The sequence below is a fragment of the Streptomyces sp. NBC_00376 genome (assembly GCF_036077095.1).
Taxonomy (GTDB): Bacteria; Actinomycetota; Actinomycetes; order Streptomycetales; family Streptomycetaceae; genus Streptomyces.
In genome coordinates this window covers 5,938,716-5,954,420 of sequence record NZ_CP107960.1, presented here as the reverse complement: position 1 = coordinate 5,954,420, position 15,705 = coordinate 5,938,716, and the positions used below count along the sequence as shown (strand labels likewise).

Annotated in this window: 13 protein-coding genes; 4 read left to right on the top strand and 9 right to left on the bottom strand. The window is 70.6% G+C overall.

What is annotated here, in order from left to right; genetic code table 11:
- Nucleotides 1-90 precede the first annotated feature (90 nt).
- Nucleotides 91-1,824, top strand: coding sequence for an ABC transporter ATP-binding protein (locus tag OG842_RS26725; protein WP_266733191.1), 1,734 nt, complete (start codon nt 91-93; stop codon nt 1,822-1,824).
- Nucleotides 1,824-3,755: an ABC transporter ATP-binding protein gene (locus OG842_RS26720; protein ID WP_266733190.1), complete on the top strand. Its 1,932-nt coding sequence runs from the start codon at nt 1,824-1,826 to the stop codon at nt 3,753-3,755. Before OG842_RS26725 ends, OG842_RS26720 begins: the two co-directional genes overlap by 1 nt.
- A 67-nt stretch (nt 3,756-3,822) precedes the next feature.
- Here the strand turns inward: OG842_RS26720 and OG842_RS26715 are convergent, their stop codons facing one another.
- The 6 genes from OG842_RS26715 to OG842_RS26690 all read right to left on the bottom strand — a co-directional run bounded on the left by OG842_RS26715 (nt 3,823) and on the right by OG842_RS26690 (nt 11,014).
- The gene (locus tag OG842_RS26715) at nt 3,823-4,926 is read right to left on the bottom strand and encodes an RNA polymerase sigma factor (RefSeq protein ID WP_266733189.1); all 1,104 of its coding nucleotides are present in this window, start codon (nt 4,924-4,926) and stop codon (nt 3,823-3,825) included.
- Between the two features lie 204 nt (nt 4,927-5,130).
- Entirely contained in the window at nt 5,131-7,041 is a 1,911-nt protein-coding gene (gene dnaG / locus OG842_RS26710; RefSeq protein WP_266733188.1) for a DNA primase, read from the bottom strand.
- A 138-nt stretch (nt 7,042-7,179) separates the two neighbouring features.
- Nucleotides 7,180-8,439, bottom strand: a complete 1,260-nt coding sequence (locus OG842_RS26705; protein ID WP_266733187.1) for an NAD(P)/FAD-dependent oxidoreductase — start codon at nt 8,437-8,439, stop codon at nt 7,180-7,182.
- Between the two features lie 92 nt (nt 8,440-8,531).
- The gene (locus tag OG842_RS26700; protein ID WP_266733185.1) at nt 8,532-9,863 is read right to left on the bottom strand and encodes a deoxyguanosinetriphosphate triphosphohydrolase; all 1,332 of its coding nucleotides are present in this window, start codon (nt 9,861-9,863) and stop codon (nt 8,532-8,534) included.
- A gap of 64 nt (nt 9,864-9,927) precedes the next feature.
- On the bottom strand, nt 9,928-10,149 hold the full coding sequence (locus tag OG842_RS26695; RefSeq protein WP_266733184.1) for a hypothetical protein: 222 nt from the start codon (nt 10,147-10,149) through the stop codon (nt 9,928-9,930).
- 67 nt (nt 10,150-10,216) lie between these two features.
- Entirely contained in the window at nt 10,217-11,014 is a 798-nt protein-coding gene (locus OG842_RS26690) for a Cof-type HAD-IIB family hydrolase (RefSeq protein WP_266733837.1), read from the bottom strand.
- 185 nt (nt 11,015-11,199) lie between these two features.
- Between OG842_RS26690 and OG842_RS26685 the strand changes: the two genes are divergently transcribed.
- On the top strand, nt 11,200-11,910 hold the full coding sequence (locus OG842_RS26685; protein WP_266733182.1) for a SanA/YdcF family protein: 711 nt from the start codon (nt 11,200-11,202) through the stop codon (nt 11,908-11,910).
- A gap of 62 nt (nt 11,911-11,972) precedes the next feature.
- On the opposite strand, the gene cutA is transcribed toward OG842_RS26685, so the two are convergent.
- Both cutA and OG842_RS26675 read right to left on the bottom strand, forming a co-directional pair.
- Nucleotides 11,973-12,311 (bottom strand): divalent-cation tolerance protein CutA, encoded by a 339-nt coding sequence (gene cutA / locus OG842_RS26680; RefSeq protein ID WP_266733181.1) that lies wholly within the window; start codon nt 12,309-12,311, stop codon nt 11,973-11,975.
- A gap of 86 nt (nt 12,312-12,397) precedes the next feature.
- Nucleotides 12,398-13,012, bottom strand: coding sequence for an NADPH-dependent FMN reductase (locus tag OG842_RS26675; protein WP_266733180.1), 615 nt, complete (start codon nt 13,010-13,012; stop codon nt 12,398-12,400).
- A gap of 86 nt (nt 13,013-13,098) precedes the next feature.
- Between OG842_RS26675 and OG842_RS26670 the strand changes: the two genes are divergently transcribed.
- Nucleotides 13,099-13,899 carry an aminotransferase class IV family protein gene (locus OG842_RS26670; protein WP_266733179.1) on the top strand — a complete coding sequence of 267 codons (801 nt, stop codon included), beginning with the start codon at nt 13,099-13,101 and terminating at the stop codon, nt 13,897-13,899.
- Between the two features lie 60 nt (nt 13,900-13,959).
- Here the strand turns inward: OG842_RS26670 and OG842_RS26665 are convergent, their stop codons facing one another.
- Entirely contained in the window at nt 13,960-15,642 is a 1,683-nt protein-coding gene (locus OG842_RS26665; RefSeq protein WP_266733178.1) for an ABC transporter family substrate-binding protein, read from the bottom strand.
- Between the last annotated feature and the right edge of the window lie 63 nt (nt 15,643-15,705).

The following is a 15,705-nucleotide window of genomic DNA, read 5'->3' as shown; positions in this document are numbered from 1 at the left end:
CCTGGTCTTGAGTAAAACCGCTCGCAGTCACGGCCGTCGGTGCCGGAAAATGGGTCGACCCCTGCCTTCTGCCGACTCCGAGAGACACGCGTGCTCATAAAACTCCTGCGGGCCTATCTCGGTCCGTACAGAAAACCCATCCTGCTGCTGGTCCTCCTCCAACTGCTGCAGACCTGCGCCAGCCTCTACCTGCCCACGCTGAACGCCGACATCATCGACAACGGTGTCGTGCAGGGCGACACGGGCTACATCCTCGAATTCGGCGGCATCATGATCGCCGTCAGCATCGCCCAGGTGGTCTGCAACATGGGGGCCGTCTACTTCGGCGCCCGTACCGCGTCCGCGCTCGGCCGCGACATCCGAGCGTCGGTCTTCGACCGGGTGCAGTCGTTCTCGGCCCGTGAGGTGGGGCGCTTCGGGGCGCCCTCGCTGATCACCCGTACGACCAATGACGTCCAGCAGGTCCAGATGCTGGTGCTGATGACGTTCACACTGATGGTGTCGGCCCCGATCATGTGCGTCGGCGGCATCATCATGGCGCTCGGCCAGGACGTCCCGCTGTCCGCGGTGCTGCTCGCTGTGGTGCCGGTGCTCGGCATCGCGGTGAGCCTGATCGTGCGGCGGATGCGCCCGCTGTTCCGCACGATGCAGGAGCGGCTCGACACGGTGAACCGGGTGCTGCGCGAGCAGATCACCGGCAACCGCGTCATCCGCGCCTTCGTCCGGGACGGCTACGAGGAGGAGCGGTTCCGCGGCTCCAACACCGAGCTGACGGATGTGGCGCTGTCCACGGGCCGGCTGATGGCACTGATGTTCCCCACCGTGATGACGGTCGTGAACGTCTCGTCGATCGCGGTGATCTGGTTCGGTGCCCAGCGCATCGACAGCGGCGGCATGGAGATCGGCGCACTGACCGCGTTCCTCGCCTATCTGATGCAGATCGTCATGTCCGTGATGATGGCCACCTTCATGTTCATGATGGTGCCGCGCGCCGAGGTCTGTGCCGAGCGCATCCAGGAGGTCCTGGAGACCGAGTCCAGCGTGGTCCCGCCCGTGAAGCCGGTCCGCAAGCTCCTCGCCCGCGGTCATCTGGAGGTGCGCGGCGCGGACTTCCGCTACCCGGGCGCCGAGGAGCCGGTGCTGCGGTCGGTGGATCTGGTGGCCCGCCCCGGCGAGACCACCGCGATCATCGGGTCGACGGGCAGCGGGAAGTCGACTCTGCTCGGTCTCGTACCGCGGCTGTTCGACGTGACGGACGGCCAGGTGCTGGTCGACGGCACGGATGTGCGGACGCTGGAGCCGGCGCTGCTGGCGAGGACCGTGGGTCTCGTTCCGCAGAAGCCGTATCTGTTCTCCGGGACGGTCGCGACGAACCTGCGGTACGGAAACCCGGACGCGACCGACGAGGAGCTGTGGCACGCGCTGGAGGTCGCGCAGGCCAAGGAGTTCGTCACGGCGCTGGAGCACGGTCTGGACGCGCCGATCTCGCAGGGCGGCACCAATGTGTCGGGCGGGCAGCGGCAGCGTCTGGCCATCGCCAGGACGCTGGTGCAGCGCCCGGAGATCTATCTCTTCGACGACTCGTTCTCGGCGCTCGACTACGCCACCGACGCCGCGCTGCGCGGGGCCCTCACCCAGGAGACGGCCGAGGCGACCGTGGTGATCGTGGCGCAGCGGGTGTCCACCATCCGCGACGCTGACCGGATCCTGGTTCTGGACGAGGGCCGGGTGGTCGGCTCCGGCACCCATCACGAGCTGATGGACGGCAATGAAACGTACCGGGAGATCGTGCTCTCCCAGCTGACGGAAGCGGAGGCCGCGTAATGGCCGGGCCTGGCGGACGCATGATGGCGGGCGGGGCGCCGACCGACCGGTCCATGGACTTCAAGGGGTCCTCGAAGCGGCTTCTGAAGCGCTTCGCGACGGAGAAGACCTCGCTCTACGTGATGCTGGTGGCCTGTGCGCTGAGCGTGGGCCTGTCGGTGGTCGGGCCGAAGATCCTCGGCCGGGCGACCGACCTGGTCTTCGCCGGGGTCGTCGGCCGGAAGATGCCGGAGGGGGCGACCAAGGAGCAGGCCATCGAGGGCCTGCGCGCGAGCAACAGCGGCCTGGCCGACATGCTCTCCAGGGTGGACTTCGTCCCCGGTCACGGCATCGACTTCGGCGCGGTGGCCGACGTACTGCTGGTGGCGCTGGCGGTCTATGTCGGCGCCGGTCTGCTGATGCTGGTGGCGACCCGGCTGTCGATCAGCATCATCAACCGGATCGTGTTCCAGCTGCGCGAGGACATCCAGACGAAGCTGTCGCGGCTGCCGCTGTCGTACTTCGACCGGGCCAAGCGCGGCGAGGTGCTCAGCCGGGCGACGAACGACATCGACAACATCTCGCAGACGATGCAGCAGACGATGGGCCAGCTCATCAACTCCCTGCTCACCATCGTCGGCGTGCTGATCATGATGTTCTGGGTCTCGCCGCTGCTGGCGCTGGTCGCGCTGGTGACGGTGCCGCTCTCGGCGTTCGTGGCGACGAAGGTCGGCAAGCGCTCGCAGCCGCAGTTCGTGCAGCAGTGGAAGACGACGGGCAAGCTCAACGCCCACATCGAGGAGATGTACACCGGGCACACCCTGGTGAAGGTCTTCGGCCGGCAGGAGGAGTCCGCGCGGGACTTCGCCGAGCAGAACGAAGCGCTGTACGAGGCCGGTTTCAAGGCGCAGTTCAACAGCGGGATCATGCAGCCGCTGATGATGTTCGTCTCCAACCTGAACTATGTGCTGATCGCCGTCGTGGGCGGTCTGCGGGTCGCTTCGGGCGCGCTGTCGATCGGTGATGTGCAGGCGTTCATCCAGTACTCGCGGCAGTTCTCGATGCCGCTGACCCAGGTCGCCTCGATGGCGAACCTGGTGCAGTCGGGCGTCGCCTCGGCCGAGCGGATCTTCGAGCTGCTGGACGCCGAGGAGCAGGGCACCGACCCCGCGCCCGGCGAGCGGGAGCGCCCGAAGGAGCTGCGGGGCAGCGTCTCGCTGGAGAAGGTGTCGTTCCGTTACGACCCGGAGAAGCCGCTCATCGAGGATCTGTCGCTGAACGTCGAGCCGGGTCACACGGTCGCGATCGTCGGCCCGACCGGGGCCGGCAAGACCACGCTCGTCAATCTGCTGATGCGGTTCTACGAGGTGACGGGCGGCCGGATCACGCTGGACGGGGTCGACGTGACGAAGATGTCGCGCGACGAGCTGCGCCAGGGCATCGGCATGGTCCTCCAGGACACCTGGCTGTTCGGCGGTTCGATCGCGGACAACATCGCGTACGGCGCTTCGCGCGAGGTCACCCGGGAGGAGATCGAGGAGGCGGCGAGGGCGGCCCACGCCGACCGGTTCATCCGCACCCTGCCGGACGGTTACGACACGGTGATCGACGACGAGGGCTCCGGTGTCAGCGCGGGCGAGAAGCAGCTGATCACCATCGCGCGGGCGTTCCTGTCCGACCCGGTGATCCTGGTGCTCGACGAGGCGACGAGCTCCGTCGACACCCGTACCGAGGTGCTGATCCAGAAGGCGATGGCGCGGCTGGCCCACGGCCGCACGAGCTTCGTGATCGCGCACCGGCTCTCCACCATCCGGGACGCCGACATCATCCTGGTGATGGAGAACGGCTCGATCGTCGAACAGGGCACCCACGAGGAGCTGTTGGCCGCCGAGGGCGCCTACGCCCGGCTGTATTCGGCGCAGTTCGCGCAGGCGGTCGCCGAAGTCGACTAAGGGCGCTGCGCGTTCGTACGTAAGTGAGGGCCCGTACCGCTGTCCGGCGGTGCGGGCCCTCGCGGCGTCAGTCCAGGTAGCCGCGGAGCTGGTCGGCGAAGGCGTGGTCCCGCAGCTTGCTGAGGGTCTTGGACTCGATCTGGCGGATGCGTTCGCGGGTCACGCCGAAGATCCTGCCGATCTCCTCCAGGGTGCGGGGCCGTCCGTCGTCCAGCCCGTAGCGCAGCTGGACCACCTTGCGTTCGCGCTCGCCCAGGGTCGAGAGCACCACTTCCAGGTGCTCGCGCAGCAGCAGGAACGCGGCGGACTCGACCGGGGACGCGGCGTCGCCGTCCTCGATCAGGTCACCGAGGGCGACGTCCTCCTCCTCGCCGACCGGGGCGTGCAGCGAGACGGGTTCCTGGGCGAGCCGCAGGACTTCACCGACCCGCTCCGGGGTGAGGTCGAGCTGGTCGGCGACCTCCTCCGCGGTCGGTTCGTAGCCGCGCTCCTGGAGCATCCGGCGCTGGACGCGTACCACCCGGTTGATCAGCTCGACGACATGGACCGGGACCCGTATGGTGCGCGCCTGGTCGGCGAGGGCGCGGGACATGGCCTGGCGGATCCACCAGGTCGCGTACGTGGAGAACTTGTAGCCCCGGGCGTAGTCGAACTTCTCGACGGCCCTGATCAGCCCGAGATTGCCCTCCTGGACCAGGTCCAGCATGGTCAGCCCGCGGCCGACGTAGCGCTTGGCGACGGAGACGACGAGCCGGAGGTTGGCCTCGATGAGGCGGCGTTTGGCCATCCTCCCCATGACGACGAGGCGATCGAGGTCGACGGCCAGCCGGGTGTCCGGGTCGGGGGCGCTCGCGAGCCGTTCCTCGGCGAAGAGCCCGGCCTCGACACGGCGGGCGAGCTCCACCTCGTCGGCGGCGCTGAGCAGGGGGATCCGGCCGATCTCCCGCAGGTACTGGCGGAAGAGGTCGGAGGACGGACCGGCGGCCTCCGGGCGGCTCCTCGGCCCGGACTGCTCCGGCGCCCTGGGCGGCTCCTCCATGAGCACCTCGGGCGGGTCGGGCGGCTCGTTCGGTATCGGCGGCTCCACCGCGCCCTCCGGATGGTGCACGGCCCGGTTCTGCGCGGGGACGGCCGAGACGTGCTCGGTTTTGGTCAGGGTCCGGGTCTGCACGGGGGCGACCTCCAGGTGATCGCTGCCGGACCGCGGGGATGGAGGACCACCGTTCGATGGGCCGGCCGCGCTCCGATGTCTCAGGCACCGCACCCCAGTGTGGGGTAAGACACATCGCTGCCACGAGGGGCGTGCGGGGACTTTCTGAGTCCGGTCCGTGACCGGCCGGTTACGCGGGGGCGCTCCCGCTGCCGGGCCGGCGTGTCAGAGCGCGTCGGCTCCGTTGTTGCGCAGGGACTGGGCGTACTGCTGGAGGACCCAGACCTCGTTCTGCGCCGCCGCGAGGTGGTCCGGGGCGACATTGCTGCCGAGGCGGGCGAGGCTGCCCTGTACGTCGTTGATCCGGCGGTCGACGGCGCGCAGCCGGACCTGGACGAGCTGCATGCCCGCGTAGGTCTCGTCGATGGTCTTGCCGTGGAAGACCTCGACGGCGAGCTCGGTGACCAGATTGCGCACCGTGTCGTTGGGCGCCGCGTCCAGGACCTGGACCAGGTATTCGCGGGTCTCGGGGACGCCCAGCTCGGCGCCGCCGGCCTCAGCGATGCACTGCCGGACGGCGGCGTACGGCGGGGCGGTGAACTCGTCGGCCCCGTAGGCGTCGAAGGCCGGGGAGACCAGGGCGGGCTTCTGCAGGGCGAGCTTGAGCAGCTCGCGCTCGGTGCGGTGGGCGGGGCTGCGGAGGTTGAGCGCGGGGCCGGAGGGGGCGGCGGGGGGCGCCTGGACCTGCTGGTGCCGGGGGCCGCCGCGGGAGGGGGTCTGGCCGGGGCCCCGCTGGTCGCCCCGCTCGCGGGCCCAGCGGGCGAGCTGGCCGACGCGCTTGACGACGAACTGGGTGTCCAGGATGCCGAGCATGCCGGCCAGCTGGACGGCGACCTCGTGCTGCGAGGAGCTGTTCTTGATCCGGGCGACGACGGGTGCCGCCTCGTCGAGCGCGGCACCGCGGCCGGCCGGGGTCTCCAGGTCGTACCGGCCGACGATCTGGCGGAGCGCGAACTCGAAGAGCGGGGTGCGGGGTTCGACCAGGTCGCGGACCGCCTCGTCGCCCTTGACCAGGCGCAGGTCGCAGGGGTCCATGCCGTCCGGGGCGATCGCGATGTACGTCTCGGCGGCGAACTTCTGGTCGTCCTCGAAGGCGCGCAGGGCGGCCTTCTGCCCGGCCGCGTCACCATCGAAGGTGAAGATCACGCGGGCGCTGCCGTTGTCCATCAGGAGCCGGCGCAGGATCTTGATGTGGTCGCCGCCGAAGGCCGTGCCGCAGGTGGCGATGGCGGTGGTGATCCCGGCGAGATGGCAGGCCATGACGTCGGTGTAGCCCTCGACGACCACGGCCCGGCTGGCCTTCGCGATGTCCTTCTTCGCCAGGTCGATGCCGTAGAGCACCTGGGACTTCTTGTAGATCGCGGTCTCGGGGGTGTTGAGGTACTTCGGTCCGTTGTCGTCGTCGCGCAGCTTGCGGGCGCCGAAGCCGACGACGTCGCCGGAGGTGTCGCTGATCGGCCACATGAGCCGGCCGCGGAAGCGGTCGATGGGGCCGCGCCTGCCGTCCTGGGAGAGGCCGGAGGCGATCAGCTCCTTGTCGCTGAAGCCCTTGCCGCGCAGATAGCGGGTGAGGTGGTCCCAGCCGGCCGGGCTGTAGCCGACGCCGAAGTGGGCGGCGGCCGCCTGGTCGAAGCCGCGCTCTGCGAGGAACTTCCGGCCGATCTCGGCCTCGGGGCCGTCCAACTGCTCGACGTAGAACCGGGCGGCCACCTTGTGCGCCTCGACCAGCCTGATGCGCTCGCCGCGCTGGTGGGAGGGGTTGTAGCCGCCCTCCTCGTACCGCAGGGTGATGCCCGCCTTGGCGGCGAGCCGCTCGACGACCTCCGCGAACGTCAGATGGTCGATCTTCTGCACGAAGGCGATCGTGTCGCCGCCCTCCTGGCAGCCGAAGCAGTGGAAGAGACCCTTGCTCGGGCTGACCTGGAAGGAGGGGGACTTCTCGTCGTGGAACGGGCAGAGTCCCTTGAGGTTGCCACCGCCCGCGTTGCGCAGCTGGAGATACTCGGAAACGACGGCGTCGATCGGGACCGCGTCCCGTACCGCCTTCACATCGTCGTCATTGATCCTGCCTGCCACGGGTGAAGTCTACGGGTGGGCTACGACAGCCGTGGAGCGCGCCGATGTGATCCATGGAACCGGTGGGACCGCGCGGACCGGCCGGGTCGTCCCGCCCGGGAGCCCGGGGCGGGACGGCCGTGCCGGTCCGGGAGCGGCTCAGCCAAGGGATTCCAGCGGCACCGACGGGTCCGCCAGCGCGTCCGGGTCGACCTGCCGGCCTGACCGGATCAGCCCCTGCACGGTCTCGGTGACGTCCCACACGTTGACGTTCATCCCGGCCAGCACCCGGTGGTCCTTCAGCCAGAAGGCGATGAACTCCCGCTTCCCCGCGTCGCCCCGGATGACCACCTGGTCGTAGCTGCCCGGCGGCGCCCAGCCCGAGTACTCGAGGCCGAGGTCGTACTGGTCGGAGAAGAAGTACGGCACCCGGTCGTAGCTGACCTCCTGGCCGAGCATGGCGCGGGCCGCGGCCGGGCCGCTGTTCAGTGCGTTCGCCCAGTGCTCCACGCGCAGCCGGATGCCGAGCAGCGGGTGGTCCACGTTGGCGACGTCACCGGCCGCGAAGATGTGCGGGTCGCTGGTGCGCAGCGAGGCGTCGACGGCGATGCCGCCGCCGACCGCGCGGGGGGCCATGGCGAGCCCGGCGGTCTCGGCGAGGGCGGTGCGGGGCGCGGCGCCGATCGCGGCGAGCACGGCGTGGGCGGGGTGCTCCTCGCCGTCGTCGGTGCGGACGGCGAGCACCAGGCCGTCCTGGCCGATGATCTCGGTGAGGCGGAGGCCGAAGTGGAAGCGGACCCCGTGGTCGCTGTGCAGATCGGTGAAGATCTGGCCGAGCTCGGGGCCGACGACCTGGTGCAGCGGGGTCGGCTCCGGTTCGACGACGGTGACCTCGGCGCCGTACCCGCGGGCCGCCGCCGCGACCTCGAGGCCGATCCAGCCGGCCCCGGCGATCACCAGATGGCCGTTGTCGCGGCCGAGTGCGGTCAGCACGTTGCGCAGCCGGTCGGCGTGGGCGAGGCGGCGCAGATGGTGGACGCCGGTCAGGTCCGTGCCCGGGACGGGGAGGCGGCGCGGCTCGGCCCCGGTGGCGAGCAGCAGTTTGTCGTAGTGGACGACGGTGCCGTCGCCGAGCTGTACGGCGCGGGCCTCCCGGTCGAGCGAGGTGACGGGCTGCCCCAGGTGCAGCTCGATGTCGGCGCCCGCGTACCAGGCGGTCTCGTGGACGAAGACGCTGTCCCGCTCCTCCTTGCCGGCGAGATAGCCCTTGGAGAGCGGAGGCCGTTCGTACGGGTGGTCGCGTTCGTCGCCGAGCAGGATCACCCGGCCGCTGAAACCCTCCGCCCGGAGCGTCTCGGCCGCCTTCGCTCCCGCCAGTCCTCCGCCCACGATGACGAACGTGCGATGTGCGTCGACCACTTGGTGCCTCCTCGGTGCTTGCTTCGCGGCGCCGCCAACTGCGAGCGTCCCGCACGCAGCGTGATGGCGAAAGAGGGTGTACCCCGATCAGGTCACACCCGGTGTCTGCGCTCCGTGAGCGACACGTGCAGCGAGCGGGCCGAGGCGTCGGTCAGGGCGGCGATCTGGTCGACCAGGACCCGCTTGCGGGCCCTGTCGTCACGGGCGGCGTCGAACAGCGCCCGGAACTGCGGCTCCAGTCCCTCCGGGGCGCGGGCGGTCAGGGCGGCGGCCAGCTCGGCGATGACGATCCGCTGGTCGGCGCGGATCGCCTCCTGCTCGGCACGCTGCATGACGTAACGGTCGGCGACCGCCTTGAGCACCGCGCATTCGTTGCGGGCCTCGCGGGGGACGACCAGCTCGGCGGCGTACCGGCCGAGGCGGCCCGTGCCGTGAGCCTGCCGGGTGCTGCTCTCGGCGGCGAGGCAGAACCGGCCGATCAGCTGGCTCGTCGCGTCCTTCAGCCGGGCCTGGGCGACGGCGGATCCGTCGTAGCCGTGCGGCCACCAGTCCTGGGCGACGAGCCGGTCCAGTGCGTCGGCCAGCTCCTGGGGGTCGGTGTCCGCCGGGACGTAGCGGCCGATGGCGACCGCCCAGATCGCGTCCCGTTCCGGTTCGGAGTAGAGGCAGTCGGGGTCGATGTGCCCGGCGTGCAGCCCGTCCTCGAAGTCGTGCACGGAGTAGGCGACGTCGTCGGACCAGTCCATGACCTGGGCCTCGAAGCACTTGCGGTCCCTCGGCGCCCCCTTGCGGGCCCAGGCGAAGACCGGCAGGTCGTCCTCGTACACCCCGAATTTCGGCGAGCCGGGGTCGGTGGGGTGCTCGCCGCGCGGCCACGGGTACTTGGTGGCGGCGTCCAGGGCGGCCCGGGTGAGGTTGAGCCCGACGCTGACCAGCTCGCCGGTGCGGGTGTCGGGCACGAACCGCTTCGGTTCGAGTCTGGTCAGCAGCCGCAGCGACTGGGCGTTGCCCTCGAAGCCCCCGCAGTCCGACGCGAAGTCGTTGAGCGCCTGCTCGCCGTTGTGTCCGAACGGCGGGTGGCCCAGGTCGTGGGCGAGGCAGGCCGTCTCGACGAGGTCGGGGTCGCAGCCGAGCGCGGCCCCGAGCTCGCGGCCGACCTGGGCGCATTCGAGGGAGTGGGTGAGCCTGGTCCGGGGGCTGGCGTCCCAGGCGTGCCCGCGGGTGCCCGGGGTGACGACCTGGGTCTTTCCGGCGAGCCGCCGCAGCGCCGCGGAGTGCAGCACCCGGGCACGGTCGCGCTGGAACGCGGTGCGGCCCGGCCGTTTGTCCGGCTCGGTGTCCCAGCGCTCGGCGTCGGCCGCGCCGTAGGGGCCGGTGCCGTGGTCGTGCGTGCCGTGGTCCTGCGTGCCGTGCGTGCCGTCCATGGTCCGACAGTAAACGGCCGGACCGACAAGAAGGCTCAGGCAGGCGCCCGGAAATGTCCGTTCATCAGGTTTTCACTGCAGGCGCTGCGGATGCCGCGGATGCCGCGGACATGCTCTGGGGGCTGTCCGGTGGCCGGGACCGGGCCGGCTGGGCCGATGCGGTCCTTCGGGTTCCGTTCCGCGTGACCAGTCCGAGCTGGGTGCCGAGCTGCGCGGTGATGCGGGTCAGCAGTTGCGCCGTGCTGTCGAGGGGCAGGGACTCCTGGGCCGGTGCCGGCTGCGTCATGGCTCGATGGTGCGGGAGGCAGGTTGCCGCGCCGTTGCGAGCGGGTGACGGGTGACGTGCCGCCGGGTCAGCGGGCGGGTCCGAAGAGCCGCTCGATGACGTCCGCGACCCCGTCCTCCTCGTTGCTGAGCGTGTGCGTCTGTATCGCGGCCAGCACGCTCGGGTGGGCGTTGCCCATCGCGTAGCCGGTGCCGGCCCATTCGAGGACGGTCAGGTCGTTGGGCATGTCGCCGAAGGCGATGACCTCAGCGGCTTCGATGCCGCGCCCGGCGCACAGCACCGACAGTGTGCCGGCCTTGGTGACGCCGGACGCGCTGATCTCCAGCAGTCCGCGCCCACCGGAATGGGTGAGCTGCACCCCGTCGACCGCCCCCGCCTCGGCTGCGGCCAGCAGCGCGTCCGCGTCGAGCCGGTCGGACCAGGCGAGGAGCTTGGTGACGGGGACATCGGCCAGCCAGAGGTCCGCGAGCGCCGGTACGGGCAGCTCGGCGCCGACGTCCTCGGAGAGCCGCAGGCGGTAGGCCGGTTCGTACAGGATGTGGTTGCCGGTCTCCAGGGCGAAGCCGATCCCGGGCACGGCGGCGGCGAGCGCGGTGGCCACGCGGCGGGCGGTGGTGAGCGGCAGGGCGCGGGAGGAGACGACGGTGCGCGTCCCGATGTCGTAGACCATCGCCCCGTTGCTGCACACCGCCGTGCCCGCGAAGCCGGCGGCGTCGGCGAGCCGGTCGACGAACCTGGGCGGCCGGGCGGTGACGAGGACGATCTCCGCGCCGGCGCTCTCGGCGGTGCGCAGGGCGCGCAGGGTGCGGGGCGAGAGGGTGCCGTCGTTGCGCAGGAGGGTGCCGTCGAGATCGGAGGCGATCAGTCGTGGACGCAGCATTGGGCGATGGTATTGGCCGGACCGCCCGGCGGCCCGCGCGGTCCCGGACCGGTGAGGCCGGACCTGAGCGGCCGTGCGGCATTCGTCCCGCCCGTCGGAGAACTCTTTCGGCCTCCGGTTCGTCCGATCAAGTGGGACGACGGAGCACGGCACGGAAAGAGGGGGCTCCCATGCGGGTGAAGTGGCCGGGACGGCAGGTGCTCGGGCGGTTGCGGCCGCGATGGCCGCGCACGCGGCGCGGGCAGCGGCGGGCCGTGCAGGGGGTGATGCTCGCGTGTGTGGCCGGGCTGGCGCCCATGACCTGGATGTACTCCGTCGCCGACGCCCGGGTCAGGACGACCGCGGACGCGCCCGCGCAGCAGGTGGCCGTGGTGTTCGGGGCGGGGCTCTGGCAGGGCAGGCCGTCGCCGTATCTCGCCAACCGGCTGAAGGCCGCCGCCGAGCTGTACCGGGACGGGAAGGTGAAGGTCGTGCTCGTGACCGGTGACAACAGCCGGAAGGAGTATGACGAGCCGGATGCCATGCGTACCTATCTCACGGAGCACGGGGTGCCGGACGAGCGGATCGTGAGCGACTTCGCGGGGTTCGACACCTGGGACTCGTGCGTGCGGGCCAAGAAGATCTTCGGGGTCGACCGCGCGGTGCTGGTGAGCCAGGGGTTCCACATCCGCCGGGCGATCGCCCTGTGCCGGACCGCGGGGATCGACGCGTACGGGGTCGGCGTGGACGCCAAGCACGACGCGACCTGGTACTACGGCGGGACGCGGGAGGTGTTCGCGGCGGGGAAGGCGGCGCTGGACGCCGTCTTCAAGCCCGATCCGCACTTCCTGGGGCCCCAGGAGACGGGGATCGGGGAGGCGCTGGCGGCCGGGGAGCGGTAGGCCCCGCGGCCCGGGAGGGCCCGGGGCTGGGGTCGGTCCGGCCCCGGTCCGCCGGACCGGCCCTACAGCGAGGTGACCGGAGCGGTCTCGCCCGAGACCCAGGCGAGGTAGCGGGCGCTGCCCCGTACCACCGGGACCGCGATGATCTCCGGGGTCTCGTAGTCGTGCGCCGCCTCCAGATGGGCCTCCAGTTCCTCGTACCGCTCCGCTGTCGTCTTGAACAGCAGCTGCCACTCCTCGTTGGTCTCGATGGCGTTCTGCCAGCGGTAGACCGAGGTGACGGGCGCGGAGATCTGTACGCAGGCGGCGAGCCGCGCCTCCACCGCGCCCTGCGCCAGGGCATGGGCCTTCTCCTCGCTGTCCGTCGTGGTCAGTACGGTCAGCCATGCCGGCGTCGTCACTTTCGGCTCCTGCGGGGTCGGGTGGCGGGGTGTCCCGGTACCCGTCGATTGTCGGGGACGTCGCGGCACGGCGCAGCGCTCCCGGGTCAGGCGCCGTACGGGCGGACCGCCTTGGCGTCGCGCAGGGCGTGCCCCCACCAGACCAGCTGGTCGAGCAGCACCTTGGCCGCCGCGTCGCAGCCCGCCGGGTCCCGGTGTCTGCCCTCGTCGTCGAACAGGGCGCCCGCGTTGTGGAAGGACACGGTTTCGCGGATGCCGACGGTGTGCAGCTCCGCGAAGACCTGCCGCAGCTGCTCGACGGCGCGCAGCCCGCCGGAGACCCCGCCGTACGAGACGAAGGCGACGGGTTTGGCCTGCCACTCGTCGCGGTGCCAGTCGATGAGGTTCTTCAACGGGGCCGGGAACGAGTGGTTGTACTCGGGGGTGACGACGACGAAACCGTCGGCCGCCGCCAGCCTGGACGCGACGGCCGCGAGCCGGGCCTGCGCGTCGGCGTCGGGCCGGAAGGAGAGCGCGACCGGGAGGTCGAGTTCCGCGACGTCGATCAGATCGGTCTCGATGTCGGGGCGGAGGCCGGTGTGCGAGAGGAACCAGTCGGAGATGACGGGGGCGAACCGCCCCTCGCGGTTGCTGGCGAGGATGACCGCGACCTTCAGGGGCGCGGTGGACGAGGGCGAAGAGGATGCTGTGGTGAGGTCCATGCCGAAAGACTCGTATGTCAACCGAGGTTGAGGTCAAGCGCCTCGTGCCGGTCAGCCCCGCCGGGCGTCGCGGCTACGGTGGAGGCATGGTGACTCCCCCGCCCTCGCCCTTCCCGTACGCCGAGTTCGACGGCCGTCCGGCCACCGAGGCGGACCTGCGGATTCCGGCCTTCCTCGGCTACGGCCATTTCACGGCCATGCAGGTCAGGGACGGAAAGGTGCGCGGCCTCGATCTGCATCTGGCTCGGCTGGACGCCGCGAACCGGGAGTTGTTCGAGCGCCCGCTGGACGGGGAACGGGTCCGCGGGCTGGTCCGGCACGCGCTGGACGGTGCCGGGGTGCGGGACGCCTCGGTCCGGGTCCATGGCTATCCGCCGCCGGGGGCCGCGGAGACGACCGTCATGGTCACGGTGCGCGGGCCGGCCCGGAAGTCCGCCGAACCGCACGCCCTGATGTCCGTCCCGTACGTCCGTACCGTGCCGCACATCAAGCGGCCCGGCGAGTTCGGCCAGACGTACTACGCGCGGCTGGCCGCCCGCGCCGGGTTCGACGAGGCTCTGCTGACCGCGCCGGACGGCACGGTGACGGAGGGTGCGATCACCAACGTCGGCTTCTGGGACGGCACTTCGGTGGTCTGGCCCGACGCGCCGTGCCTGATCGGCATCACCATGGCGCTGCTGGAGCGTGAACTGCCGGGCGCGGGGATGGAGTCCGTACGGCGTCCGGTGACCCTGGACGGGCTGGGCGCGTTCCGGTCCGCGTTCCTCGCCAATTCGCAGGGCATCGCGCCGGTCGGGCGGATCGACGACATGGAATTCGTGGTGGACGAGGAGCTGATGCGGCGGATCGGGCAGGCGTACGACGGCGCGCGGTGGGACACCGTCTGACGCGCCCGGCCCCGGTGCGGTCGGCGACCGTACCGGGGCCTGGGCCCGGCTGTCTGCGGGCTACTTCTCCCAGCCGACCGTCTCCGGGAGCGGGCTGTAGAAGATGGTGGCGCCGACGTTGGCGAGGCCCTTCTTCACGCTGTACGTCGAGGGGCCGCTGAACAGCGGCAGGAAGGCGTACTGCCGGAGCGCCTTCTGCTCGACCTTGTTGGCCGCCGCGATCTGCTCGTCGAGGTCCGCTATGCCGGCGGTGGCGCGGATCTCCTTGTCCAGAGCAGGCGTACCGGAGCCGGTGATGTTGGAGTCACGGTCCGAGCAGTAGAAGTCGCACAGGTAGCGGGCGCCGAACGGGTCCATGGAGCGGTTCCCGGACAGGAAGAGGTCGAACCGGCGCTCGCTGAGGATCTTCGAGAAGTCCGCCTCGTCGGCCTTCCTGGTGACGACCTCGACGCCGATCGGCTTCAGCATCGCGGTGAAGGCACCGGCGATGGCCTTGTCCAGCGGGTCGTCGCCGAGGATCGTGTAGCCGACCTCCAGCTTCTTGCCGTCCTTGACCCGGATGCCGTCGCCGCCGGGCTTCCAGCCCGCCGCGTCGAGCGTCTTCTTCGCCTCGTCCGGCGAGTACTTCAGAACGGTCGAGACATTGTCCTGGTAACCCTTCTGGAAGCTGTACAGCACCGCCGAACCGGGCAGCGGCTCCTTGTAGTCGAGCCCCTGGAACTGGATCTTCGCGATCTGGGAGCGGTCGATGCCCTCCTGGATGGCCTTGCGGACGGCCGTGTCCGAGAGGTTGGCCGACTTCGTGTTGAAGTACAGCGAGTACTCGAAGGGGCTGCCGCCGCTGCGGATCTCCGTCCCCTTCAGCCCCTTGACCTGCTTGAGGCTCTCCGCGTCGACGGCCGAGGTGTAGTCGAGCTGGCCGTTCTTGAAGGCGTTGACCGCGGCGGTCGACTCCAGGTTGACGTAGACGCGCTTGTCGAGCTTGCCCTTCTTGCCCCACCACTTCGGGTTGCGGACGAAGGTGATCCCGCCGGAGTGGGTGTCCCACTCGCCGACGGTGTACGGGCCGGCGCCCCACTCCGGGTGGGCCTTCTTGACGTACGCCTTGTTGAAGTTGGCGACGGTGGCGGCCTTGGGGTGCAGGAAGGTGCTGAACAGGGTCGTCCAGGCGGCGTTGACGCCCTTGAACTCGATGACGGCCTGCTTGGCGTTCTCGCCCTTGTGGACCGAGGTGATCTGGTCGTAGCCGTCGGTGGAGGAGGTGTCGAAGGCCTTGTCGGAACCGTTGTTGGCCTTCCAGGTGGCCTCGATCGCGGTCCAGTCGATCGGGGTGCCGTCGTTGAAGGCGGCCTTGTCGTTGATGGTCAGCGTGACCGTCTGCTTGCCGCCCTCGACGGAGACCTTCACGTCGCTGTAGTAGTCCGGGTTGTACTGCACCTCGCCGGTGGGCGAGTACGTGATCGCGTCGGCGTTGTACCAGGCCCAGACCCGGGACGCGGTCAGGGTCGCGTTGACGTTGAAGGGGTTGCCCTGGTCGTCGAAGGTCCCGGCGGTGGTGTACGTGCCACCGTCCTTGATCCGGTCGTACGGCACGGGGTTGTAGTCGGCCGCGGCCGACGCGGCCTTGGGGGTGTCCTTGCCCGCCGTGTCGGCCCCGTCCTTCCCGGAGGAGGCGTCGCAGGCGGTGGCGGCGACCGAGACGGCGGCGACGAGGGCGATGGGCAGGGCCAGTCTTGCGCGCATGGCGGAAGGGCTCCTTCTGGTTCGGGGAGGGAGGGACGGACTGTGTTCAGGGGATGGGGCGGT